Source organism: Sorangium sp. So ce834 (genome assembly GCF_051521425.1).
GTDB classification, from domain to species: Bacteria; Myxococcota_A; Polyangia; order Polyangiales; family Polyangiaceae; genus Sorangium; species Sorangium cellulosum_D.
Genome location: NZ_CP150351.1, coordinates 5,753,424 through 5,777,907 on the forward strand (window position 1 = coordinate 5,753,424; position 24,484 = coordinate 5,777,907).

Sequence of the window (24,484 nt, forward strand, 5' to 3'; positions counted from 1 at the left end):
CTACGGCGCGCCGAACGCCAGCACGCCCGCGTCGTCGGTCGTGTGGGCCCTGCCCGGCGTGACGCGGATCACGAGCTCCGCCCCTTGCGGCACGACGGCCACGTCGTAGCCGGCCCTCGGCAAAAGGCCGGTGATCACGTGCCTGCGCGTCGCGGCGGGCACCCGATAGGACACCGGCCCCGGGCTCGCTTGCAGGTCCGAGCGGAAGAGGACGGCCCGGCCCGCCACCAGGGCGCCCTCGACGCCGGAGCCCTGGGCGCCCTCGATCCGCACGGCTGCGTCCATCGTCGCGCCCGCGTCCGCGCCTTGCAGCACGTGGAGGAAGCGGACGTCCGCGGGGCCGGCGGGGTCCTCCACGACGAGGCGGTGGGTCGTCGGCTCCATCTCCGCCGCGTCGTCGACGTCCTCGACCGGCACGGCCGTCATGCGGGCGCTGCGGGGCAGGAGGCTCTGGACGAACAGCGCCTGCCCCCTCGGGGTCACGGCGGTGGCCGTCCGGCCCGAGATCTGCGGCGCCGCGGTCGTCATCAGGTTGAACCGCTTGAACCGACCGGCGGTGCGCGAGGCCGCGCGGTCGTAGACCACCACGTGATCGGGCTCCAGCCAGACGACCGACCGGCTCGCGTGGACGATGTCGAGGGCGGCGTCCGACGGGACCCAGGCGTTCGGGCGGGTGTTGTAGAGGTCCGTCGCGATGCCCTCGGCGAACACGTAGCCTGCGCCCCGGCTCATGCGCGCGATCGGGTCGCCGGCGGCGCGCCCCTCGCGCCACTGGCCGCCTCGCGCGGCGAGCTCCTTCTCGAACCAGCGCAGCCGCGACGGCTGGTCGTTCTGCAGGGAGAGGGTGTTGTGATAGTCGGCCGTGGACCCGATGAGGTTGCTGGAGTAACTCGTATGCTCCTTGGTCAACCACTCTCCCTTCCGGTAGAGCTCGATCTGATTGCAGTCGCCGAGCTGGTGGTTGATGGTGACCCAGCCGCACCGCCACGTGAACCACGTCGCGCTCGTCGTCCAGTCCGAGCGCGCGAGGACGGCGCCGCGGCCCGGCGCCCGCTCGAAGAAGACGGTGGGCATCGCCGGGCGAGGATCCGGCGGGAGCGGCGCAGCCGGGTCGAAGAGCAAGAAGCTCAGGATGGCCCGGCTCGGGACCGGCGAGCCCCAGACCTTGGACGTGCGCGCGTAGAGCGCGGGCGCGCCGCCCTCGAACGCGTTGGCCACGATCCAGCGCGACCTCTGCAAGCGCGCCGTGTTGCCGGTGAGGAGGTCGTAGACGCCCAGCGACCCGAACACCTCGGCGAAGCGCGGCTCGACCCGGACCCGCAAGGTGTCGCCGTAGTTCGCCGCCTCGTAGACCGGCCCGAGGTCGGGCATCGACGGGTACGTGACCGGGCCCGGCGCGATCGAGTGCAGGAACCCGTCCGAGAACCGGTCCCAGTACCCGCTGCGCAAGAGGCCGATCTGCGGGCCTGACACGGCGCGGGCGCCGTAGCCGGCCGTGTGGAGCGCGAGGAGCGCCTGGTGGAGGCTCGCCAGCCCGCCGCCGTAGAGGAAGCCCTCCACGGGCAGGCCGCCGCTGGCCACGCCGAGGCCGTCGGGCGAGACGCCGAGGTGCTTCGCGGCGATCTCGGGGGCCTCGAAGACGGCGAAGGCCTGGTAGAGCCAGGCGCCGGTCGCGTCCGCGCGGTAGCTCCGCAGCGTGTTGCCGAGCGCCTCCGGCGGGGTGTTCGGATCGAGCGGGCGATCGTCCGCCTCGTCCATCGCGAGCGACATCAGCGTGACCTGGCGCAGGTGGCCGAGATAGAAGTTGTTCGCCGTCCACCGGAGCTGGAGCGGATCGCGGAGCAGCGCCGGATCGTTCATGACGCCGACCGGGTGGGGGTGCTCGTTGCCCGCCGTGGCGGCGTGAAGGTTGTCGTCGGCCCACCTGAGAAAAACCTGCCGTATTTTGGCCTTGTCCCCGGCGGAGAGCACGGGGCGGCCGCTCGCGTCGATCGCGCCGTAGATCCAGTCCACCGTCAGCGGGAACCCTTCACCCCACCAGCGCGAGCGGTCGCCGGTCGCGAACCCCGGGTCGCGGAAGGGCTTGTCGTCGGCGCTCCCCTTGCTCGCCTCCTCGATGGCGTGCATCAGCAGGTTGCGCGCCCTGACGGCGTGGACCGGGCGGGCCGCGACGTCCGGATCGATGAGCGACAGGAACGCGAAGAACTCCGCATACGCCTCGGTCGGATACTGCACGTAGGCGTTGGTGCCGCCGTCCGGCCACGCCGGGTTCGGCCGGCCATTCGGGTAGAAGCGGCCGTCGTACGCGGCGATGGCGCCCTGGAGCGCGGGCAGCAGGGCCTCCTTGTACATGCGGTTGCGGCTGTCGGCCGCCCACCCGCGCAGCCTGGGGAGGTGGTCTTTCGTGAGCCAGAGTCGCGGGTGACCTGCCGCCGGCGCCGCATCGGCGCGCGCCGCCGCGCCGACGAGGCCCAGAGAGAGCACCGCGGCGGTGAGGATGTGGTGAATCGGTCGCATGCGCTCCTCGGTGTTGCTCGGCGCGAACAGCCGCGCCGGCCAGCGTCGATCGACGCCGAGCAGCACGCGTCATGCCGGGTACAAGCGTGCGCGCCCCGCGTCACCCCGAAAGCGCCGAGAGCGTTCCTGCCGAACGGCCGCCCGACGCAAGGCGGCGAAGCTCGTACCCGCGAAACATTCAGGAAACATTACCGAAACATCGCGGCCCACGCGGCCCACGTGACCGGCGCGACCCGCGCGACCCGCGCGACCGGCATCCCGCTCGACCCGCGCCGCTGTCGAAAGCTGGTGCTCGAGCGCGGGACGACGCGCATGACGACCAGCGAGGCCGCCGCGCTGCCCGTCTCCGGGCGCAGCGCTTTCAGAAAGGAGGAGGTGACGCGAATCCGTCGCACATGGGAGCGGATCTGCCGCTATACTACGAGAAGATGGGAGCGCTCCGAAGTATGCTCGCGCCAGACTTCGCCCCGTTCCTCGGCGATCCACGGATCGTCGGCGAGGGCAATCTCGTGAAAGGCACCCTGATCGGCTCGCGCGCCCACGCGCTGCGGCAGAGCTATGGCGAGCGGTTCGTGGCGGATCTCGGCCGCCAGCTGTCGCCGCAGGCGGCCCGCTATCTCAGCGATCCGCCGATCCCGTCGACCTGGAACGACATGGCGCCGCTCATCGAGATCGACTGCGCGCTCCTGCACGGCGTCTTCGCCAGCAGGATGGAGAAGATGCGCCATTTCGGCGCGGACGTCGCCCGGAACGATCTGACGACGATCTACAAGACGATGGCGCTGGGGAGCTCGCCGTCGATGCTCTTCAAGCGCTTCGGCCTCGTGTACAGGACTTACTTCAAATACGGCGACTTCGGCGTGCGCGTCGTCAGCGAGGTCGCGGGGACGGTCACGCTCTCGGGCGGCGGCCTGCCGCTCTACCTGTGCAGTCAGGGCATCTCCGGCTGGATCGAGGCGGGCCTGGCGCTCGCGGGCAGCCGTCGCATCGCGGTCGAGCACACGACCTGCAGGCACCGCGGGGCGCCGCGGTGCACCTGGTCGATCTCGTGGGGGTGAGCGGCGAGGGGAGGGGGCCGCCCAGGTCCGCCCTTGGTTTCATGAAGAGATTGAAACCACAGAGGCTCAGAGGGCACAGAGGGAAGAGAGAGGACAACGCGAGATAAAACTTCTTCTTTCTTCTCTCCTCCGTGCCCTCTGCGCCTCCGTGGTTCAATCTCTCTCCATCGCCCGAATGAGCCCGGTCGACACGGCGATTGCTCCTCCCGCCTTCGTGTCCCGATGACGGCGCCGCCCGCCCGAGCCCGGGCCGCGCGACGTCCCGCGCTTCAGGCGGCGGCCCGCCCGCCTTCTCCGAACGCCGCCCGCGCGAGCAGCCGGCGCAGCGCCTCCGCGCTCTCCTCCCAGGACGGGGGCGCCGCCTCGGCGAACGCGCCGTCGTCCCAGGTCCGCGCGAGCGCGTCGCGCAGCGCGCGGCCGAGCGCTCCGGCGTCGCGCGGCGGGACGAGCAGCCCGGTGCGCCCCGGCGTCACCACGTCCGGAATGCCCCCCACGCGCGTCGCAACCACGGGCCGCGCCGCGGCGAGCGCCTCGAGCACCACGTTCGGGGTGCCCTCCGCCCAGCTCGGGAGCGCCAGCAGATCCGTCGCCGCGAGGTGGCGGGCCACCTGGGCGAGCGGCCGCGCCCCCACCGCGATGATCCGGCCGCGCCCGCCCCGCAACTCGGCCGACCCGCCCGCGCGATCGCGCCGCAGCGCCGCCTGCTCGACCGCCGCCCGCTCCGGGCCGTCGCCGACGACCACGAGGTGGATCGGCTCGCCGCCGTCGCCGCCGTCACGGTCGATCGCCTCGAACGCGCGCAGCAGCTCGTGAATGCCCTTCTCCCGGAGGACGTTCCCGACGAACGTCACGACGCGGCCGCGCTCCGGGAGCCCGAGCTCGAGCCGGGCGGCGCGCCGGTCCGCCGGGCGGAAGAGCGCGCGGTCGACCCCGTTGCGGACGAGGACCGCGCGATCCCGCGGGGCGCCGAGCGCCGCGAGCGCCTCCACCATCGGACGGCTCACGCCGATCGCGTACGCGGCGGACCGGAGCGCGCCGCCGACGAGCGGGCGCACCGAGCGCCAGCGGGCGACGACGTTCACGTCCGTGCCATGGGCCTTCACCGCATAGGGGAGGCCGAGCATCCGGGCGAGCAGCGCCGCCGCGCACGCGTCGGGGTACAGCCACGCCCCCAGCACGACGTCGAACCGCCCGCGCAGCCGCGGGACGTACGGCAGGAGCCCCGCCAGGTAGAGCGGCGCGTTCACCGGCGCCAGCACGCGGCCCGCCCCCGGCAGGTAAGGCGCGCGCGGGTGCACCACCGGAACGCCGTCGATCTCGTCGCGCTCGGGCACCGCCGTCAGGCGGCCCGGACGCGTGCGCCCGCCAAGGAGCGATACGCCCGGGTGGTACGGGATCGCGGCCAGCACCTCCACCTCGCAGCGCCGCGACAGCGCCGCGAGCTGCTGCCGCTGGAACGCGCACGACAGCGGCTCGACCCGGTTCGGAAAGATGCGCGTCACCCAGAGAACGCGCAGCGGCCTCGACCAGCCTTCCTCCTCCATGCCCGCCCCCACGCCAGATTTCATGATGCAATTCATGTTACAATCTGTCCTTCCGCCCAGCGGGGCAGGGGCGGACTCGAGGTACGTCCCGCCCTGCCTGCGCACGTCCACGCCGCGAGAGCGCGCGCTGCCAGCCTCGAGGAGCGCTCAGAGCGCCGCCACGCCCCGCCGCCGCGCCCCGCCGGCGGCATGCCGGGGTCATATTTGTAATGTTGCAAACATCATCGAACGTGGGACGCTCCGGGCGCCGGGCGCGCTGCCGGGGAGGGGAGGGTGGCCGATTCGGGTCGCTCCCGCCGCGCGGCGTGCCGCTCGACAGCAAGGGGGCGCGTGTTCTCGTTCGTCTTGCCAATGTGGGAGTCCGACGTGACGGCGCAGGCGGCGGTGGAGCAGAGCGTGGCATCGAACGTCGGGGACGTGGGCTCCGGCGCGCTGATGGCCGGCCTCGGGGGCTCGGTCGATGGTTCGGTGCGCGGCGAGAGCTCGCGCTACGGTTTCAGCGTCGACGGGAGCTACGAGCGGGTCTTTCAGGTCTCGCTCCACGCGGCGCGATCCGCGCCGTCCGACAGCGTCTCGGCGCGCCTCGGCGGGGGAGCGGGCTGGACGCTCTCGCCGCGCGCGGACCTCTCGATGGCGGCGGCCGGCTACCTGGCGACCCGCCTCGGCGTTCGCGCGGCCGACGCGCTCGCCGCGCGCGATCCGTTCCTGTACGGCAATCGCCTGCAATACACGCTCTCCGGGGGACCGGCCCTGTCGATCACGACGTCGCGGCGCTCCGCGGCGCGCCTCGAGCTCGGGTACGAGCAGGCGGGCGCGCTCTCGGCCGATGACCCCGCCGCGGTCGGGATCGACGCGCACACGGGGCGGGCCCAGGTGAGCACGTCGATCGACGTCGGCGCGCTGGACACGCTGACCCCCGAGCTCCGGTACGAGATCACCCAGTATCATCACGCGCTGCTCGACACCGAGCTCACGCGCGGCGAGGCCCGCGTCCACGCCGGCGCGGCGCTCCTGTCCGCGTCTCACGAGCTCACGCGCAACGCCTCGGCGCGCGCCTCGGGCGGCGTGACCGTCGCGAGCCCGCCGCCCGTGCTGTCGTCGCGCGACGCGGTGATCGCGCCGACGGCGCGGGTGGGTCTCACCTACGTGCAGGAGCGCTACCGGCTGACTGCGGGGTACGCGTACGCCTATACGTCGCTCGGGCCGAGGATCGGATTCGGGCACGAGCACGAGGCGTCCATCGAAGCGAGCTTTCGGCCCGCGCGGGGCGGCGCGACCCGCGATCTCCTCGTGACCGGCGTCGCCCGCTTCTCGACCGGCAGCGCCCCCGTCGCCGCGAATCCGCCGCTCCACCTCGCCCCCGGCGCGCCGGCGCCCTCCAGCGAAGGATCGCTGTCCACGACCACGGCGCTCGCGGGCGCGGAGATCGCCTATCCCCTGGCGCGCGGGATCGCGCTGCGCGGCGGCGTCGACCTGGAGTTCGTGCGCGCGGCGCTCGACCCGGCCCCGAGCGCAGGCGAGGCCGGCGGCTCGCTGAGGAGCATCGTGATGGCCGGGATCTCGGGGACGCTGTCGACGGACCGCCACCGGACCGTGCGCCGCGATCCCGACAGCGCATGGGACGACGAGCGACGCGCCGCGATGATCCAGGGAATGCCGTCCGGCCGCTGGCAGCCGCCCGAGCCGGGCCGCGAGCTCGACGACCGCAGCGCCGCCCCCGGCGAGACCGCCGCCGCCGGCGAGACCCCGCGGGAGACGCCGACCGCGCGCGCCGGCGACGTCGGCGCGCCGGCGACGCGCGACGCGCGATAAGCCGCGTCGACACACCTGTTCGACACACCTGTTCGGCACGACCGAGCAAAGCGCGCTCCCGGCCGGAGCGACGCGCTCGCCGCGCCGCGGATCCGCAAAGCCCCCGAGCGCGCCCCCTGGAGACGACGTACGCAGTCCGTCGACAGCGTTCTCTCGCCGCGACTCCCCTCGTCACCGCGCATCCCCGGCGCAACCGCCCGCGATGTCGTCGATTGCGCCGCGCCCGGCTTCGCGCGCGGCGGCTCAGTCCGCCGCCGATGGACGAGATTCGTCGGAGGCATCTGGCGATCTGCCCCAGTCTGCTCTAATGTAGGTCCAACTACAACCGTGTGTGCCCGCCGGAGGCGATGCGCCGTGGTGCGCGACCGCCCGGGGCGCTGGGCTAGACGAGTGGGGAGGGACGATGCTGGAGCTGTTCCGGTCGCCGCGCCGGGCCATGGTGTGGTTTGTCGAGGCCAGCCTGCTCTCGCTCCTGGTGTGTTGCGCGCCGGGCGTGCTCGTGGGCTGGGAGCACGCGCTCGACGGAGAGCGCTTCGGGCAGACGCTGAGCATCTCGCTGGTCGCGCTGGCGTCGCTCTACTATCACGGCCTGTACGGGCCCGAGCCGCCCAGGGCGCGCGCGCTGTTCCTGACGATGCTCCGGGCGCTCGGCATGGCGGCGGCCGTGCTGTGGCTCGCGTTCTGGCTCGTGCCGGACGCGGAGCTCGGCGACCGGGTGCTCCTCACGTCGCTCGGGGCGGCGGCGATCGTGCTCCCGGCGTGGCGCGCGGCGTGCAATCGGGTGCTGAGCAGCGAGAGCTTCTCCAGGCTGGCGGTCGTGCTGGGGTCGGGCGAGCTCGCCCGCACGTGCGCGTCCCTCATCCGGAAGGACGGAGACGTCCTCGGGCTGCGCCTCGCCGGCCGGCTCGTCAGGGACGAAGAGCCGATCGACGATCCCGAGATCGCAGGCAGGACGCGGGAGCTCCGGCGCCTCGTCGAGCAGCGCGGCGTCGCGGTGGTGATCGTGGCGATCCCCGATCGGCGCGCCGCCTTCCCGCTGGAGGAGCTGCTCGATCTGAAGTTCCGCGGCGTCCAGATCGAGGAGGGCATGGATTTCTACGAGCGCGTGACCGGCAAGATCTGCGTGCGCGAGCTGAAGCCGAGCCAGATCATCTTCTCTCACGGCTTCCGCGTGCGGCGGCGGACGCTCGTCGCGAAGCGGCTCTTCGACGTCGTGTGCGCGAGCGCCGGGCTCGTGCTCGCGCTGCCGCTGATGGCGCTCACGGCCATCGCGGTGAAGCTCGACTCCAGGGGACCTGCGCTCTATTCGCAGATCCGGACAGGCGCCCTCGGGAAGCCGTTCAGGATCCACAAATTCCGGTCGATGCGGACCGACGCCGAGAAGAACGGGGCGGCGTGGGCCATCGAGAACGATCCGCGCGTGACCCGCGTCGGGCGGTTCATCCGGAAGACGCGGCTCGACGAGCTGCCGCAGCTCTGGAACGTGCTCGTCGGCGAGATGAGCCTGGTGGGGCCGCGGCCCGAGCGCCCCGAGTTCATCGAGGCGCTGGAGAAGCAGATCCCCTTCTTCCGGCAGCGGCTCTGCGTGAAGCCGGGCGTGACGGGGCACGCGCAGGTGCGCTGCCGTTACGGCGCGTCCGCCGAGGACGCGCTGGAGAAGCTCCAGTACGATCTCTATTACATGAAGAGCTTCTCGCTCTGGTTCGATATCTCCATCCTCATCGACACCGTGAAGGTCGTGCTCTGGCGCATCGGCGCACGGTGAATGCTCCGGCTGCCGACGCGTGCAATGGCTGCGCTCTTTGACGACGAGCCCGGTGGCGCGGCCTCTGCAGAGAGCGCCCGAGGGATCGGCGAGCGTCGGTCTCCGGGGGGATCAGCGATGAAGACGCGGATGAAGGCGGGCATCGTGAGCTCGGTGTTTCTGGTCCTGGGCTGCGCGGAGCTCGACCGGGCGCCCGACGAGCGCGTCGACGTCGCGCAGAGCAGCTTGAACGGCCCCGCCTTCCGCTTCATCGAGGGTGGGCCCGTGCCCTACGTGCTCGGCTACTCGCCCGAGACCGGCCAGATCCTCGGCGGCGGCCACCAGCTCCTCATCCCCACGACCGGCGGCCGCGAGGCGATCGACGGCGCCAACCTGCCCTCGTACCTGCACCCCGAGCTCCAGGGCGCCCGGCTCCGCCTCGACACGACGCTGCTGCAAGGCGAGGCGCAGACGAGCGCGTTCCCCTCGAACTGGTGGCCCCAGCGGCAGAACGGCATCGCCGACCGCTGGAACTCGACGTTCAAGAACTACTCCGATCGGACCTCCGACCCGGACAACCTCTCTCCCGTCGAGAAATATGATGTTCTCTTCCACCCGGGACAGATGGAGTCGCTCGCGAGCATCGCCACGTGGAGCACGGACGATCTCCGGAGGCCCCCGTACTTGCGCAACCCTCCCTACATCCAGCCGGCGGTGGTCGTGGCCGGTCCGGCGACGCGCTGGGAGCTGCAGCATCACGGGCTCTACCAGGGGATCTATCCGGAGTACTGGTGGGGGCACTGCAACGGGTGGTCGGCGTACGTCGCCGCCGAGGGCGCCGGGCCGCGCCGCGACGTCCGGGTGAAGCTCGTCGGCTCCACGGTGACCGAGTGCGCCGCGGCGGAGACCGGGTGCGTCCTGTTCCGCATGGCGGACATCGAGGCGCTCATGAGCGAGCTCTACTTCAGCGACTCGGTGACCTTCTCGGGGCGCCGCTGCGAGACGCGGGCGGATCGGACGGCGCGCGACATCTACGGCAGGCCGATCGACCCCGCCTGCCGCGACCTCAACCCGGCCACGATGCACGTCGCCTTGACCGGGCTGCTCGGGGTCGGCGCGAAGCCGCTCGCCGGCGAGTCGACCCAGAAGCAGCGGCTCATGTTCATCGTCGACCACACCTGGGACGCGGAGGTGTGGAGCTTCCCCGTGAAGCAGTTCGCGATCGACACCATCGAGGAGATCGGCCCGCAAGACGCCGCGCGGCTCCTGTGCGGCGGCGCCTACATGGGCGCCGACTGTTACAACTACCGGATGAACCCGGCCGCGAAGCGCTTCGTCCGCGTGGCCGCGCGCTTCTGGATGATCTCCGATTCGGTCACCGGTGAGACGCTGCTCCTGCCGCCCGCCCAGCGCGACGTCCCGCTCTCCGTCTCGGAGCTGCACTACGTGCTCGAGCTCGACAGCGATCTCACGATCCTCGGGGGGGAGTGGATCAAGAACCCGTCGATCGTCAACGGGATCAACGGCAAGGAGCTCCACCCCGACTACGCGTGGATGCCGGTCCGCGCCCAGGGGACCGGCGAGGACAGCGACGATCTCGGGGGCACCGAGGACAACCCCTACGTCTCGTACGCGAAGGTCAAGGCGCTGCTCACGCTCTCGCAGCGCGGCGGCTGAGGCGCGCGGCCGCCGCCCGCGCCGCGCTCAGAGCACCCGGGAGATGTCGAGGATCTGCCGGGTGCTCTGCGGGGGCGTCACGAAGAGCTGCAGCGCGATCTCGAAGCGCGGCCCCTGGAAATAGCCGATCCGGATCCGGTGCTTCCCGGGCTCCAGCATCACCGCGCCCTGCGCGCTCTGCGGCTCGTGCCGGCCGTCGTTCTCGACCACCAGCCGGTCGTCGATGAAGAGCCTGGAGCCATCGTCGGAGAGCAGCTCGAACTGGTGCGCTCCGCTGCGCGAGGTCACGAACTCTCCCTCGTACGAGATCTGGAACCACTCGTTGCGTCCGCCGGGCACGCCCGGGAAGCCGCTCTGCCAGGACCGCGGCGAGATATCGAGCCGCGGCGTGTAGAGGACCGCGACCGGGCTCAGCGAGGCGGTATTCAGGAGGTGCGACGTGCCGTTCGGCACGAAGTACACGAGGCCGCGCAGCGCGTTCACCCCCGCGGTCTCTGGCCCGCCGAAGTCCGTCGCCTGCCCGACCACGACGACCCCCGGCGGCGCGGCGGGCGCCGCGTCGATCGTGATCACCGCGCCGCTCACGAGGACCGGCCCGGCCCGCGGCGGCTCCGCCCGCGTCGTCACGGCGCAGCGCCCGACGAGCACCGCGGCGCCCAGGGTGACCACCACGGCGCACGCCGCCGCAGCCTTCACCGTGACGGACGTCGCCCTCCACCAGAGTAGAAATCGACTCATGAAGCGCTCCGTTGCTCCGCGGCCGGGCCGGCCGCTCGGCGGCTATGCACGCGGAGATGGTGCGATTTGTCAAGGGCAAGCGGCGCATTCGCACCCGCGGAAACGGCGTGTGACGACCGAGCCACGGGCGCTTCCAGGAGGTGGCGCACCTGGAGATGGCGGTCGGGTAGATCCTTATGGCGCTCCCGGTCGCGCTTTGCGCCGACGTTCGCTGGCTGTTGTCCCAGACGTGTACTAAGCGTCAGAGGCTTTGATGCGAAGCGACGGTGAGAGCCGCGATGCCGCGACGGGGGCCCCGTCGTCCCAGAGAACGCAGTTGGCCGACAGCCTCATCGTCGCGCTCGGAGCGTCGGCGGGCGGCCTGGAGGCCTTCAGGGCCTTCCTCTCGGCGATGCCGTCCGACAGCGGGTTCGCCTTCGTGCTCGTGCACCTCGAGCCGCACAACGCGGGCGTAATGTCGCAGCTGCTCGCGGCCCACACGGGCATGCCCGTGCTGGAGGCGACGGACGGGTTGCCGATCCAGCCGAGCCACGTCTACGTCACCCCCTCGCACGCCACGGCGACGATCCAGGACGGCGCCTTCCGGCTGAGCCGTCTCGCGGAGCCGCGCGGCCATCGCGCGACGATGGACGCGCTGCTCCGGTCCCTGGCCGAAGAGACGAAGCAGCGGGCGGTGGCGGTGGTGCTCTCCGGCTCGGGGCACGACGGCGTGAGCGGGCTCAAGGTCGTCCGAGAGCACGGCGGGCTCACGATCGCGCAGCACCCCGCGACCGCCGCTCACCCGGACATGCCGCGGCACGCGATCGACACCGGGCTCGTCAACTACGTGCTCGCCCTCCGCGACATCCCCGCCGCGCTGCTCGAGTACGCGCGGCGCCTGCCCGCGGAGGGGGATCGCGCGGACCTCGTCGAGGAGATCGCCGCGCGGCTGCCGGAGATCTGCGCCCTGCTCCTCGAGCGCACGGGGCACGACTTCCGCCAGTACAAGCGGACCACGCTGGTCCGGCGGGTGCAGCACCGGGCGCAGGTGCTGCGGGCGACGTCGATCGCCGACTACATGGCGCTGCTCCGGCGGGAGGCGGACGAGCCGACGCAGCTGGTCCGCGATCTCCTCATCGGCGTGACCGAGTTCTTCCGCGATCCGGAGACGTTCGAGGCGGTGCGGGAGGAGATCGTGCCGGCGCTCTTCGCGGAGCGCGAGGCGGACAGCCCGATCCGCGTCTGGGTGCCGGGCTGCGCCACCGGCGAGGAGGTCTACACGATCGCGATGCTCCTCATGGAGCACGTCGAGCAGCTGCCCGCGGCCCCGCGCGTGCAGATCTTCGGCACCGACGTGGACGACGAGGCCATCGAGATCGCCCGGCAGGGGCGCTACCCGAGCGAGGCGACGCAGCTCATCGCGTCGGGCCGGCTCGCGCGCTTCCTCGTCGCCGAGGAGGGCGGCACCCGCTCGATCGCCAAGGCGATCCGCGACGTCTGCGTCTTCTCCCGGCACGATCTCGCCAGGGATCCGCCGTTCTCGCGGCTCGATCTGATCTCGTGCCGCAACGTCCTCATCTACCTCGAGGGCGAGCTCCAGCGGCGGGTGCTCGGGGTCTTCCACTACGCGCTCGTCGAGGGCGGCTACCTGCTCCTCGGCCCCTCGGAGAGCGTGTCGCAGCGGAGCGACCTGTTCCGCCCGATCGACGGCAAGCGGCGGATCTTCCAGAAGAAGCGCGCCGTCGGGTACGCGCTGCCGCGGCTCCCGCTCGGCGAGCGGACCGCGGCGGACGGGCGCGCTGGCGAGCTCGCGCGCCGCGGCTCCTGGTCGCCCGAGCAGAGCATCGAGCGCACCATCGAGCGGTGCCTCCTCGATCGCTACGGGCCGCCGTGCGTCGTCGTGAACGAGCAGGGCGACATCGTGTACCTGTCGGGCGAGACGGGGAAGTACCTCGCGCCGTCGACGGGGGCGCTCGACGTCAACGTCTCGAACATGGTGCTGCGGGCGCTGCGCCCCGAGGTGCGGTCGGCCGTGCACCGCGCCGTCAGGATGCGCGAGCAGGTGGTCCACGAGAACATCGCGGTCGAGACCATCGCGGGGACGCAGCGCCTCAACCTCGTCGTGCGGCCGCTCGGCGGCCTCGAGGACGACCTCGGCCTGTACGTCGTCCTGTTCGACGAGCTCCGGCCGGCGGCGCGGGGCGAGGCGCCGCCGCTCGGCCCGCGGAGGGAGAGCGCGTCGCTCGTCGACCAGCTCGAGCACGAGCTCAAGGCCACGCGGGAGCACCTCCAGACGACGATCGAGGAGCTCGAGACCTCGAACGAGGAGCTGAAGAGCTCGAACGAGGAGCTCCTCAGCATGAACGAGGAGCTCCAGAGCCTGAACGAGGAGTTCGAGACGCTGAACAGCGAGCTCAAGTCGAAGATCGAGGCCCTCGACGCGGCGAACGACGATCTCCAGAACCTCCTGCTCAGCACCCAGATCCCGACGGTGTTCCTCGACGACGAGCTCAGGATCCGGCGGTTCACGCCCGCGGCGACCGAGGTCTTCCGGCTGATCGAGGGCGACATCGGCCGATCCATCCTCGACATCGCGGCGCGCTTCGACGCCTCCTCGCTCGTCGCGGACGCGCGCGACGTCCTGCGGACGCTCGCGCCGAAGGAGCGGGAGGTGCAGCTCGAGGACGGCCGCTGCTGCTACATGATGCGGGTCCTGCCGTACCGCACGCTGGCGAACGTCATCTCTGGCGTGGTCGTCACGCTCGTGAACGTGACGAGCGTCAAGGAGGCCGAGGCGCAGCGCGGCCGGCTCGCCGCGATCGTCGCCTCGGCCGAGCAGGCGATCCTCGGCGCGGCGGTCGACGGGGCGATCACGAGCTGGAACGCGGCCGCGGAGCGGATGTTCGGCTATGGCGAGAAGGACGTGACCGGCCGCCCCGCGCACCTCATCATCGCGCCCGAGCGCGCCGACGAGATGCGGGCCGTCCTCGATCGGGTGCTCGGCGGCGAGCGGGTGGAGCCCGTGGAGACGGTGGGGATCGCGCGCGGCGGCGATCGCGTCGACGTCTCGATCAGCGTCGCGCCCATCCACGACGCCGGCGGCGCGATCATCGGGGCCTCCGCGATGCTGACCGACATCACGCGGCGCAAGCGCGCGGAGGAGGCGCTCCGCGCGAGCGAGGAGGACTTCCGCATGATCTTCGAGAGCGCCGTGGTCGGCAAGGTCCAGTGCGAGCCCGCCACGGGCCGCTTCGTGCGGGTGAACAGGAAGTTCGCCGGCATGCTCGGCCACGAGGCGACGGAGCTCCTCGGCAAGGCGCTCCTCGACGTCACGGCCCCGGAGGACGCGAGCGCCGTCGCCGAACGGTACGAGCGGCTGCTGCGCGGCGAGATCGGCGACTTCGCGATCGAGAACCGCTACGTGACGAGGGACGCGGGGCGCCTCTGGGCGAGCACCACGGTGACGGCGGCGCGGGACGCGGGCGGCCGCATCACCCGCACGATGGCGGTGGTGCAGGACATCACGCGGCGCAAGCAGGCCGAGGCGGAGCTCATCACGGCGCGCGAGGCCGCGGAGCACGCGAACCGCACGAAGGATCAGTTCCTGGCCGTCCTGTCGCACGAGCTCAGGACGCCGCTCACGCCGGTGGTCACCGCCGCGTCGCGGCTGCTCCGCCGCGACGACCTGCCCGACGAGGTCCGCCGGGGCGTGGAGATGATCCAGCGCAACGCCGAGCTCGAGGCGCGCCTCATCGACGATCTCCTGGACCTGACGCGGGTGGTGCGAGGCAAGCTCGAGCTCGTCACGCACACGGTCGCGGCGCGCACGGTGCTGGAGCACGCGATGGAGATCTGCGCCGACGAGGTCGACGCGAAGAGCATCCGGCTGACGCTCGACGTCGCGCCGGGCGACCACTGGGTCTCGGCGGACGTCGCCCGGCTGGAGCAGGTGGTCTGGAACCTCCTGAAGAACGCGGTGAAGTTCAGCTATCCCGGGTCGCAGATCGAGCTCTGCTGCTACGACGAGGCCGCGCAGGTGGTCATCGAGGTGCGGGATCAGGGGGTCGGCATCGAGCCCGAGGTCCTGCCGCGGATCTTCGACGCCTTCGAGCAGGGGAACGCGGACACGACGCGGCACTTCGGCGGGCTCGGCCTCGGGCTCGCGATCTCGCGCGCGATCGTGCAGCTGCACGGCGGCACGATCACGGCGTCGAGCCCTGGGCGGGGGGCCGGGGCGACCTTCCGCGTCCTCCTGCCCGCCGCGAGGCCGCCTGCGTCCGCCACGCCGACGCAGGCGAAGGCCGCCGGGACGGCGGCGCCGAGGCGCGCGCTGCGCATCCTCCTCGTGGAGGACCACGAGGACACGGCGGAGATGATGAGCGAGCTGCTCACGCTGACCGGCCACACGGTGCGCATCGCCCGGAGCGTGCGCGCCGCGCTCGACCTGGTCGGGGCGGAGGCGTTCGATCTGCTCGTGAGCGACCTCGGGCTGCCCGACGGCAGCGGCACGGACCTCATCGCGTCGATCCGGTCCGCCGGCCACGGGCTCAAGGCCATCGCGCTGAGCGGCTACGGCATGGAGGAGGATCGCCGCAAGACGATCCGCGCCGGCTTCCTGGAGCACCTCATCAAGCCGGTGAGCTTCCGCGACCTCGACGCGGCCATCCAGCGCGTGATGGCGCGGTGAGGGCAGGGCCCGTGGCGCGGCGAGGCGGCGCGTGATGGCGCGGCGAGGGCAGGGCCCGTGGCGCGGTGAGGCGGCGCGTGATGGCGCGGCGAGGGCAGGGCCCGTGGCGCGGTGAGGCGGCGCGGCGAGCGCAGGGCCTGTAGCGCAGCGATGGCGCAGCCCGTGACGGCGCGCGGCCATGCCAACGGGCTCAACGGGCTGTCGAGAGGGCCCGGCGAAGGCGGCCTGACGGCCGCGCGTCGAAGATTCCGAGCAGTGCTGGCGGGGTGGACGGGACTCGAACCCGCGGCCTCCGGCGTGACAGGCCGGCGTTATAACCAACTTAACTACCACCCCAGATGTCAGCGCTCCGATCGCCGTGCGGGCAAGTGCCCTGCTCCCATGAGCCAAACCTCCTCGCTGCCCCGCATCGAGCGACGCGGGACAACCGAGGGAGGCTCAGGTGAGCGGCGACTCGGAAATACAGAAGAAAGTTGGCGGGGTGGACGGGACTCGAACCCGCGGCCTCCGGCGTGACAGGCCGGCGTTATAACCAACTTAACTACCACCCCAGATTGACATCATCACAGCTCGCCCAGGCCCTTGACCCAGGAGTGGGCGGGACAGGGGTCGAACCTGCGACCATCGGCTTGTAAGGCCGACGCTCTGCCGCTGAGCTACCCGCCCCGTCGGAGAGGTGCGCGACTCTACTCGCCGAGCAGGTTCCGTCAAGATCTATTTTCGGACGGCTCCGTCCATGGCCGATCTGGCCGGGGTTTTCCGCCTGGGGCTGCGCGTCAACCGCGCGGCGTTCGCGTGGCGCGCTCTTCACGCCGCGCGCACCACGCTCGCCGATGGCGGACGCCCTCCTCTGCGTGCCGCGTCGCGCGCGCGGGCGACGTCGCGATCGCACCGGACGGACCGGCGGGCAGAGCCGTTGAACGGGCTCACGCGGCCGCCCCATCGCTACACTTCTAGCGTAAAATTCCTGGGTATCCGCGCTACGCTCCGCGTCAGCGGCGGTGGTCGCGACCACGTGTGGTGGGAGGAGACAGCAACGTATGGCGGAGAAGATCGGCATCCTCGTCGGCTGGGAGCAGTCGTTCCCGCAGGCCTTTCTCGAGCGGTGCAACAAGGTGCCGGGCGTCCGGGCGGAGATCGCGAAGATCGGCGGGACGCCCGAGCGCTTCGAGAGCCCGTACCGGGTGCTCATCGACCGGATCAGCCAGGAGGTGAAGCACTACCGCTTCTACCTCAAGGCGGCGGCGCTCGGCGGGGCGTTCGTGATCAACGACCCGTTCTGGTGGAGCGCGGACGACAAGTTCTTCGGCTACTCGCTCGCGTCGCAGATCGGGATCGCGACGCCGCGCACCGTGATGCTGCCCCAGCGCGACTACATCCCGGCCATCGTCAAGGAGCGCAGCCTCCGCAACCTCGAGTACCCGCTCAACTGGGAGGCGATCATCGACTACGTGCGCTTCCCGGCCATCCTCAAGCCCGCGGACGGCGGCGGCTGGAAGGACGTGTCGGTGGTGCGCACCCAGGAGGAGCTGCTCGCCGCCTACAACGCCTCCGGGCAGAACGTCATGACCCTGCAGGAGTTCATCGACTTCGACGACTACGTCCGCTGCATCTGCGTCGGCAAGGATCGCATCCTCCCGATCCAGTACGACCCCAAGGCGATCGGCCCCACCGGGCTCCGCGGCTGCTACGTGCAGCACGACGACGAGCGGTGGCTCCCGAAGGCGCTCCACGATCGCATCGTCGAGGACGCGACCAAGATCAACAGGGCGCTCGGCTACGACATGAACTCGGTCGAGTTCGCGATCCGCGACGGGGTGCCGTACGCGATCGACTTCACGAACCCGGCGCCCGACATGCACATCGAGCACCTGCGGGAGCGCTACTTCAACATCGCGGTCGACTGGATGGTCGCGTTCGCCGTGGAGTGCGCGCGCGGCGACCGGCGGACGCGCGACGGCTACGCGTGGTCGAGGCTCGTCCGGCCTTCCGTGCAGAAGGTCCGGCTCGGGGCCTCGTCGTGACCACGGCCCTGGGGCTGCTCGACGGCCAGTTCACGCTGGGCGTCGAGGAGGAGTTCCAGATCGTCGACGCCGAGACGCGCGAGCTCCGGTCGTACGTGAGCCAGCTGCTCGAGGGGGGGCAGGGCCACAAGCTCCTGCGCGAGCGGGTCCGCCCGGAGATGCACCAGTCGGTCATCGAGACGGGCACCGGCATCTGCCGGGACGTCCGGCAGGCGAGGGAAGAGCTGGCCGAGCTGCGCGGCAGCCTCAGGGCGCTCGCGCGGCAGGGCGGGATGCGCATCGTCGCAGCGGGGACGCACCCGTTCAGCGACTGGAAGAAGCAGGAGATCACCGACGGCGAGCGCTACCGGGGCATCGTGGAGGACCTGCAGGACGTCGCCCGGGCGAACCTCATCTTCGGGCTGCACGTGCACGTGGGCGTCAAGGACCGCGAGGTGGCGATGGCCCTGGCGAACCAGGTCCGCTACTTCCTCCCGCACATCCTCGCGCTGTCGACGAGCTCGCCGTTCTGGCTCGGCCGCTCCTCGGGCCTGAAGAGCACGCGCAGCGAGATCTTCAAGCGCTTCCCGCGCACCGGCATCCCGGGGCTCTTCGAGTCTTACGGCCACTTCCAGCGCTTCGTCGACCTGCTCGTGAAGACGGGCTGCATCGACAACGCGAAGAAGATCTGGTGGGACGTGCGCGCCCACCCGTTCTTCGACACGGTCGAGGTCCGGATCTGCGACATGACGACGCGCCTCGACGACACCGTGGCGCTGGCGGCGCTCATCCAGGCCGTCATGGGCAAGCTCTACCTGCTCTACCGGCGCAACCTCGGGTTCCGCGAGTACCGGCAGGAGCTCATCGAGGAGAACAAGTGGCGCGCCGTGCGCTACGGCATCGACGGGCAGCTCATCGACTTCGGCAAGCAGGAGCAGGTCCCCGTCCGCCACCTCGTCGGCGAGCTGCTCGAGTTCGTGCAGGAGTCGGCGGAGATCTTCGGATCGCAGGGCGAGCTCGAGCGGATCCGGGCGATCCTCGACGAGGGGACGAGCGCCGATCGCCAGCTCGCGGTCTACGCCCGGACGCAGAGCTTCGAGGCCGTCGTCGACGACCTGGTCGAGCAGTCGAGCCTCGGCCTGTAGGCCCCGGGCGCCGGGCGGCGGGGTCGCCCGCAGCGCGGCGGGGCGCCGTGAGGCGCCCTCGGTCGGGTCTCTGGAGCCTCGGGGCGGCCTCGCGCGTCGGGGCCGGCTCGCGCGTCGGGCCGGCTCGCGCGTCGGGCCGGCTCGCGCGTCGGGCCGGCTCGCGCGTCGGGCCGGCTCGCGCGTCGGGCCGGCTCGCGCGTCGGGCCGGCTCGCGGCGGCGCGGACCGCCGCCGCCGCGGCGCGCGGCGGGGCCCCAGCGAGAATTTCTGCTCGCGCGCCGGCTCTGCTACCGTGCGGCCGTGGGAATCGCTCCGCGCCGCTCTGCGTTCGCTCTCTCGGTGGGCTGCCTTGTCGCGCTGTCTGTCGCCGCGGGCGCCGCGGGCTGCGCGTCGACCGAGTACGTCAACGAAGGTCCGGGGCAGCCGACGCCGCGGGCCTCCGGCACGCTGCCCCCCGGCTCGGTCGGCGTCTGCAAGCAGCCGGAGACGAAGCGGCCGCTCATCGTGAGCGAGGAGCTCTGGGCCCACGCGAAGCCGTGCACGCCGCGCACGCCCGCCTCGTACATCCGCCTCGGCTACGCGAAGGACGGCGCGGCGGGCGCCGATCCCGAGGCGGAGCAGCTGGCCGAGCGGGTGCTCGCGGCGCTCGCCGAGGGGACGAAGCCCGACGGCGGCAACAACCAGGTCACGGGCGCGATCCGCGCCGTGCGGTCCTACGCGGCGAGGAAGGACGAGCTGCGCGCCCGGGTGGTGAGGGAGTCGGCCGCCGGGCAGACGTGCGACGTGACCTACCTGCTCAACACGATGTCTGGCGCGCGGAGCAAGCTGTCCGGGGGCGAGGCGTGCACCGCGGAGGTGTTCGACCCGGAGACGCGCGCGGACGCGTGCCTCTTCGACACGAAGCGGCCCGAGGGGCTGTGGCTCTCGAGCGGCTGGTCGTGCATGACGTTCACCGGCGCGCTCGGGAACGAGGCGTCCTGCCATCAGCTCTGCGGCTACGACGATTACTGCGCGCGGCAGGTGTACTGCGCGGCCGGCGACGTCAACCTCCTGCTGTGCGCGCTCGGCGTCTGCCTGCCGGAGCCGTCCGCCGGCATCAAGTGACCGCGGCCGACCAGCGCTGACCGCGCGGCGCGAGGCCGCCGCGGCCGAGCGCCTGAGCGAGTTCCGCGCGGCGCAGCTAGTCGGCGAGGAGGGCGCTCAGCCGCTCGAGGGCGCCGCGGAGCAGCTCGCGCGCGCCGCGCAGGAGCGAGCGCCCGTCGCGCAGGAGATCGTGCACCTCGCCGGGAACGGGCAGGATGCCCGCGCGGGCGGCGAGCGCCGCGCCCGTGAGGAGCAGCAGGACCAGGAGCAGGGCCAGGGAGACGCGGCGGCGCCACCGGCGCCGGGCGCGGGGCGCCGGGGTGACCAGGGCCGGAGGCGCGGACGCGACCGGCAGCGCGAGGCTCGCGGGCGGCGACTTCGACGAGGACTTCGGGGGAGGGTCCTCGAGGGAGACGGGCAGGATGCCCGCGAAGGTGGCGGGGAGGGGCGTGTTCCCGGCCGGCGCCTGCTTGCGCCGGTCACCCCTGATCGAGGACGCGGTGCGGCCTTCCCCCCGCGCCGACATGCGGCTGTCCGCGAGCTGGATCGCGGTCGCGAGCTTCTTCCGGCGCTCGGCCACGATGTCCCCGAGCGTCTCGCGGACGAAGCGGCCGACGTCGCCGTCCGTGACCGGGGTGCCGATCGAGATCGCGATCTGGTCGAGCGTGCGCTGGAACGACGCGCAGTCGTTCCAGCGGTCCGCCGGATCCTTGGCCAGCGCGCGCTCGATGGCGACCGCCAGATCGAACGGGACGTCGGGCACGAGCTCCCGGAGGGGGACCGGGGCGAACCGCAGGATGTTCTCCATGGTCTTGGCGTCGCTCCGGCCGCGGAACGGGTGATAGCCGCTCAGGGTCGTGTAGAGGAGGACGCCGAGCGAGAAGATGTCGGAGCGGCGATCGACCTTGCCCGAGGTGAGCTGCTCCGGAGACAGGTACGGGATCTTGCCCTTGAGCTGGCCGACGACGCGCGTCTCGTGCAGCCGGCCCGTGGCCTTGGCGACGCCGAAGTCGACGATCTTTACGATGCCGTCGTACGACACCATGACGTTCTGTGGCGAGATGTCGCGGTGCACGAGGTCGACGAGCTTCCCCTCGTCGTCGCGGAGCTCGTGGGCGGCGTGGAGGCCGGCGCAGATGCTCGAGGCGATGCGCAGGAGGATCGGCAGGGGGACGCCGCCGGTCGATCGGACCTGCTTGTTGAGCGTGGAGATGGTGTCGCCGTCGACCCACTCCATCACGATGTAGAGGACGCCGTTCTCGTCGCCGAGCTCGACGATCTCGACCGCGTGGGGGTGCCGGATGCGGGACGCGAGGCGCGCCTCGTCGAGGAACATCGCCTCGAAGGCCGGGTCGTTGCCGATCTCCGGCAGCATCGTCTTGATGGCGACGATCTTCTGGAAGCCGCGGGAACCCACGAGGCGCGCCGCCCAGACGGCCGCCATCCCTCCACGGGCGACCGGCATGAGGATCTCGTAGCGGCCCAGCGTGTCTCCAGGCTTGAGGTCCGACAAGATCTGCACGCGGTGGTCCTAGATGGGGAGGCGGAGTTAGGAGGGGTGGAGCTCGAGTGCCGCCGTTACGTTCGTGGAGGCACGCAGCCTCGACGTCTGCCGGAGCGACGCAGCGCCATCGCGCTCGCACGTCACGAAGGAGGTCCCGCGAAGCCAGGGTGCCACGAAGGGGACACGGACCTCAAGTTCGGGCGCGACGGCGGCCCTCCTCCGCGTGGGCAGCGGCGCTGCGCGCGGCGCCCGACGTGCAGGAGCGCGGGCGCGGACCGGGCGTGAGGCGGCCGCGCGGAGCGGCGGCTGCAGGGCGCGACGCGAGGTCGGCTCATCGCAGCGGATACTACGCGAGCACGGTCGGGCAGGAAGAATGCAGCGAGCGCTGCCGGAGCGATCGATGGGGCGCCTGGATGGGAACAGGACCGGGCGAAAAGGAATGATTCGTAGCGAAGAGTGCGCCAGATCGGGCTGGAGACGCGGGCGCGAGAGTCGTGGTACAGGGGAGCGACCTGCTCGACGAGGCCTCATGGAAGCCAATTTGCGCCCGATCCCGCCGCCGCACGACGAAGACGACGAAGACGTGCACTGGGCGCTGTCGACCGCGACGGCCCTGTGGGGGCGCGGCGAGCGTGAGGAAGCGCTGAGGTGGCTGCGCCGCGCCGCGGAGCAGGCCTCGGATGCCAACGCCGACCTGCGCGCTCTCGAGCTCTTCAAGGCGGCCGCGGAGGTGGCGCAGAAGATCTCGGTGACCGAAGAGGATCCGGGCTCGGCCACGGCCACGGACTCACCGCCGGCGATCGCGAGCGCGCCGAAGACGCCCTTGAGCGCGCCGCCTCAGGCGTTCAACGCGTCTCCTGCCACGGCGAGCGCGCCGCCGCCGAGGCCGGGCGCATCGGGAGCCGGGTCTCACGCGGCGCCGTCGCGACCGCCGAGCGCGGAGGGAGGCCGGAGCGAGCGCAGCGGCCAGAGCGTGCCGCCGGCCGCCGCGTCGCCGGCCGCGAAGCGGTCGCCGTCGGTCCGCGCGCCTGCCGGCGACGCGCCGGCGGGGCCGATGACCTCGGCGATGGTGTCGTCCCGCGACGCCGGCCCGCTGCCCAGGCCCGTCGGAGGGCTGGGCCGCGCGGTGCCGCTCGCGGCGGGGCGCTCCCCCGCGCCGGCGAGGTCCGTGGCCGTGCGCGAGGCGACCCCCACGCAGCTGTCGCCGGCCGCGCGCGCGGCGGGCGCCGCGGCGGGGCTCCCGGCGCGGCCTGCTGCCGGACCGCAGGCGGCCGACCGTCCTGCCGCGATCAAGGCGCGGCCGATCGCCAGCTTCGCGGGGTCGACCCACGCGAGGGTATCGTCGACCACGGCGGTGACCGAGGAGGTCCCGGCGGTCAAGCTCCCGATCGCGGGCGCGCCGGCGGGCCAGGAGCCGGGGAATGGCGCCTCTGGCGCCGCGCCCCAAAGCGCGACCGGGGAGCAGCTCGCAGCGGACGGGGAGGCGCCGCCCGATCAGCGCGAGACGGTGCCGACGGCCATCGCGGTGGCGTCGGTGGCGCGGCGGCAGGCGAGCCCGCTGCTCGGCGCGAGCTCGTCGCAGGAGGCGACCGAGCGGCGCCCGCGGCTCTGGCCGGACGACGAGGGCACCACGCGCCGGCCGCTGACCGCGCAGGAGCAGCGGGTGCTCATGGAGCACCGGATCGAGGACCTGGACGAGGAGACGCCGATGCTCGGCCTGGAGCAGGCGGGCGACGGCGAGCCGTCCGCCGCGGCTCCGGAGGATGCGCCGCAGGCGTCGGAGGATCGCGCCGACTGGACCGAGGCCGAGCCGGACGACGAGGACGCGGGCGCCGCCTCTGCGGATCAACAGGGGGAACCGACGCTGGCCGGGGGGCCTTCGGGGGCGATGCAGGCGCGGCCGTCCGAGGGGGCGGCGGTGGACTCGGCGTGGAGCGATCCGCCGTACGAGGGCGAGTGGCAGGCGCCGCCGCCGCGGCTGCCCGCGTCGCAGATCGAGCCGCTGCCGGCGCTGCGGATCGCGGTGATCGGCATCTCCAGCACGGGGGAGCTCCGTCTCGTCCCGATGGACGGGCGGAACGCGCCGCCGCGGGGGGCGGCGCTCGGGATCCTCGTCCCGCTGAGCCCGGGGGATGGCGAGACGATCGCGCGGCTGCTCCAGCTGCGCAGCTGAGGTGCCGCGGCGCGTTGGCGCCACGGGCGGTGCGGGAGATCGGCAAGAAGTGGGGCATCCCGCGCGATGGCGGTAGCCTCCGGGGATGCATGAGGAACGGACAGCCCCGAAGCGCATCCGCGTGACAGGACTGCAGGAGGCCCAGCTGCCAGCGCTCGCCGCGACGGAGCAGGCCTGCACGGCGATGTACCACGAGATCGGCTTCGACGCGGCGGAGGTGCCGGCGCGGACGCTTGCCGACATCGTCGCGCTGACGCGGCAGCACGACGTGCGCGTGGCGGAGGCGGACGGCGAGGCGGCCGGCTACCTGGCGTGGCGCGACGAGGCGCCCGGGGTCGCGTACCTGGAGGAGATCTCGGTGCATCCGGAACACCAGCGGCGGGGCGTCGCGACGCGGTTGCTAGCGGAGCTCCACGAGCGGGCGCGGGAGCTCGGCATGGAACAGATCGTGCTGAGGGCCAGGGGGCGGGCGAGCTGGGCCCAGGCGTTCTTCAAGAAGGCGGGCTTCGCGCCGCTTGGCGACGACGCGCCCGCGAAGGTCCGCGCGTGGCGGAGCGAGCAGGAGGCCGCCGGAAGGCCGCTGACCCGAAGCGGCGAGGTCGTGCTCTGGGCGGCCATCCGGCCGAAGGCTACGGAAGCGCTGGACGAGGACGAGGCGGTCCGGGACGGCTGAGCCTGCGGGCGGCGGCCGGTGGAGGGCCGTCGCAGGCGGGGTGCGCCTGGCGGGCGGGAGCGCGGTGGGGGCGCTCGCGGCCGGGTGCGCCGGTGCGGAGCGGAGCGGCGTGCGCCGGTGGAGGTCGGCTCGGTGGGGGCTGACCTGG

14 protein-coding genes and 3 tRNA genes are annotated in these 24,484 nt (G+C 72.4%); 10 read left to right on the top strand and 7 right to left on the bottom strand.

Annotated features, from left to right (window positions below; translation table 11 throughout):
- On the bottom strand, positions 1 to 2,517 hold the full coding sequence (locus WMF20_RS20710) for a hypothetical protein (RefSeq protein WP_437616143.1): 2,517 nt from the start codon (positions 2,515 to 2,517) through the stop codon (positions 1 to 3).
- Between the two features lie 446 nt (positions 2,518 to 2,963).
- On the opposite strand from WMF20_RS20710, the gene WMF20_RS20715 reads away from it, so the two are divergent.
- The gene (locus tag WMF20_RS20715; protein WP_437616145.1) at positions 2,964 to 3,575 is read left to right on the top strand and encodes a hypothetical protein; all 612 of its coding nucleotides are present in this window, start codon (positions 2,964 to 2,966) and stop codon (positions 3,573 to 3,575) included.
- A gap of 269 nt (positions 3,576 to 3,844) precedes the next feature.
- Here the strand turns inward: WMF20_RS20715 and WMF20_RS20720 are convergent, their stop codons facing one another.
- The gene (locus WMF20_RS20720; RefSeq protein WP_437616147.1) at positions 3,845 to 5,143 is read right to left on the bottom strand and encodes a glycosyltransferase family 4 protein; all 1,299 of its coding nucleotides are present in this window, start codon (positions 5,141 to 5,143) and stop codon (positions 3,845 to 3,847) included.
- A 306-nt stretch (positions 5,144 to 5,449) separates the two neighbouring features.
- Here WMF20_RS20720 and WMF20_RS20725 point away from each other — a divergent pair, with 306 nt between their 5' ends.
- The 3 genes from WMF20_RS20725 to WMF20_RS20735 all read left to right on the top strand — a co-directional run bounded on the left by WMF20_RS20725 (position 5,450) and on the right by WMF20_RS20735 (position 10,352).
- Complete coding sequence (locus WMF20_RS20725) at positions 5,450 to 6,931, top strand: hypothetical protein (RefSeq protein ID WP_437616149.1); 1,482 nt, start codon at positions 5,450 to 5,452, stop codon at positions 6,929 to 6,931.
- Between the two features lie 403 nt (positions 6,932 to 7,334).
- Positions 7,335 to 8,696, top strand: coding sequence for a TIGR03013 family XrtA/PEP-CTERM system glycosyltransferase (locus tag WMF20_RS20730; protein ID WP_129576008.1), 1,362 nt, complete (start codon positions 7,335 to 7,337; stop codon positions 8,694 to 8,696).
- Between the two features lie 117 nt (positions 8,697 to 8,813).
- Complete coding sequence (locus WMF20_RS20735; RefSeq protein WP_437616151.1) at positions 8,814 to 10,352, top strand: hypothetical protein; 1,539 nt, start codon at positions 8,814 to 8,816, stop codon at positions 10,350 to 10,352.
- Positions 10,353 to 10,379: 27 nt separating this feature from the next.
- On the opposite strand, the gene WMF20_RS20740 is transcribed toward WMF20_RS20735, so the two are convergent.
- The gene (locus tag WMF20_RS20740) at positions 10,380 to 11,090 is read right to left on the bottom strand and encodes a PA14 domain-containing protein (RefSeq protein WP_129576010.1); all 711 of its coding nucleotides are present in this window, start codon (positions 11,088 to 11,090) and stop codon (positions 10,380 to 10,382) included.
- A 316-nt stretch (positions 11,091 to 11,406) separates the two neighbouring features.
- Here WMF20_RS20740 and WMF20_RS20745 point away from each other — a divergent pair, with 316 nt between their 5' ends.
- Positions 11,407 to 15,756, top strand: coding sequence for a CheR family methyltransferase (locus tag WMF20_RS20745; RefSeq protein WP_437616153.1), 4,350 nt, complete (start codon positions 11,407 to 11,409; stop codon positions 15,754 to 15,756).
- A gap of 259 nt (positions 15,757 to 16,015) precedes the next feature.
- On the opposite strand, the gene WMF20_RS20750 is transcribed toward WMF20_RS20745, so the two are convergent.
- The 3 genes from WMF20_RS20750 to WMF20_RS20760 form a co-directional block, all read right to left on the bottom strand.
- Positions 16,016 to 16,092: transfer RNA gene (locus WMF20_RS20750), tRNA-Asp, on the bottom strand.
- 138 nt (positions 16,093 to 16,230) lie between these two features.
- Positions 16,231 to 16,307, bottom strand: a tRNA-Asp gene (locus tag WMF20_RS20755).
- A 43-nt stretch (positions 16,308 to 16,350) separates the two neighbouring features.
- Positions 16,351 to 16,422, bottom strand: a tRNA-Val gene (locus WMF20_RS20760).
- Between the two features lie 374 nt (positions 16,423 to 16,796).
- Between WMF20_RS20760 and WMF20_RS20765 the strand changes: the two genes are divergently transcribed.
- From WMF20_RS20765 to WMF20_RS20775, 3 genes are all read left to right on the top strand, one after another.
- Positions 16,797 to 17,780, top strand: coding sequence for an ATP-grasp domain-containing protein (locus WMF20_RS20765; RefSeq protein WP_129576012.1), 984 nt, complete (start codon positions 16,797 to 16,799; stop codon positions 17,778 to 17,780).
- Positions 17,777 to 18,904: a carboxylate-amine ligase gene (locus tag WMF20_RS20770; RefSeq protein ID WP_129576013.1), complete on the top strand. Its 1,128-nt coding sequence runs from the start codon at positions 17,777 to 17,779 to the stop codon at positions 18,902 to 18,904. The genes WMF20_RS20765 and WMF20_RS20770 overlap by 4 nt, the downstream gene beginning before the upstream one ends.
- A 338-nt stretch (positions 18,905 to 19,242) precedes the next feature.
- A complete protein-coding gene (locus WMF20_RS20775) occupies positions 19,243 to 20,007 on the top strand; it encodes a hypothetical protein (RefSeq protein WP_129576014.1) in 765 nt (254 codons plus the stop codon).
- 76 nt (positions 20,008 to 20,083) lie between these two features.
- On the opposite strand, the gene WMF20_RS20780 is transcribed toward WMF20_RS20775, so the two are convergent.
- Complete coding sequence (locus WMF20_RS20780; RefSeq protein WP_437616156.1) at positions 20,084 to 21,508, bottom strand: serine/threonine protein kinase; 1,425 nt, start codon at positions 21,506 to 21,508, stop codon at positions 20,084 to 20,086.
- A gap of 511 nt (positions 21,509 to 22,019) precedes the next feature.
- On the opposite strand from WMF20_RS20780, the gene WMF20_RS20785 reads away from it, so the two are divergent.
- Positions 22,020 to 23,663, top strand: a complete 1,644-nt coding sequence (locus WMF20_RS20785; protein WP_437616158.1) for a hypothetical protein — start codon at positions 22,020 to 22,022, stop codon at positions 23,661 to 23,663.
- 121 nt (positions 23,664 to 23,784) lie between these two features.
- On the top strand, positions 23,785 to 24,336 hold the full coding sequence (locus tag WMF20_RS20790; protein ID WP_437616160.1) for a GNAT family N-acetyltransferase: 552 nt from the start codon (positions 23,785 to 23,787) through the stop codon (positions 24,334 to 24,336).
- Positions 24,337 to 24,484 lie beyond the last annotated feature (148 nt).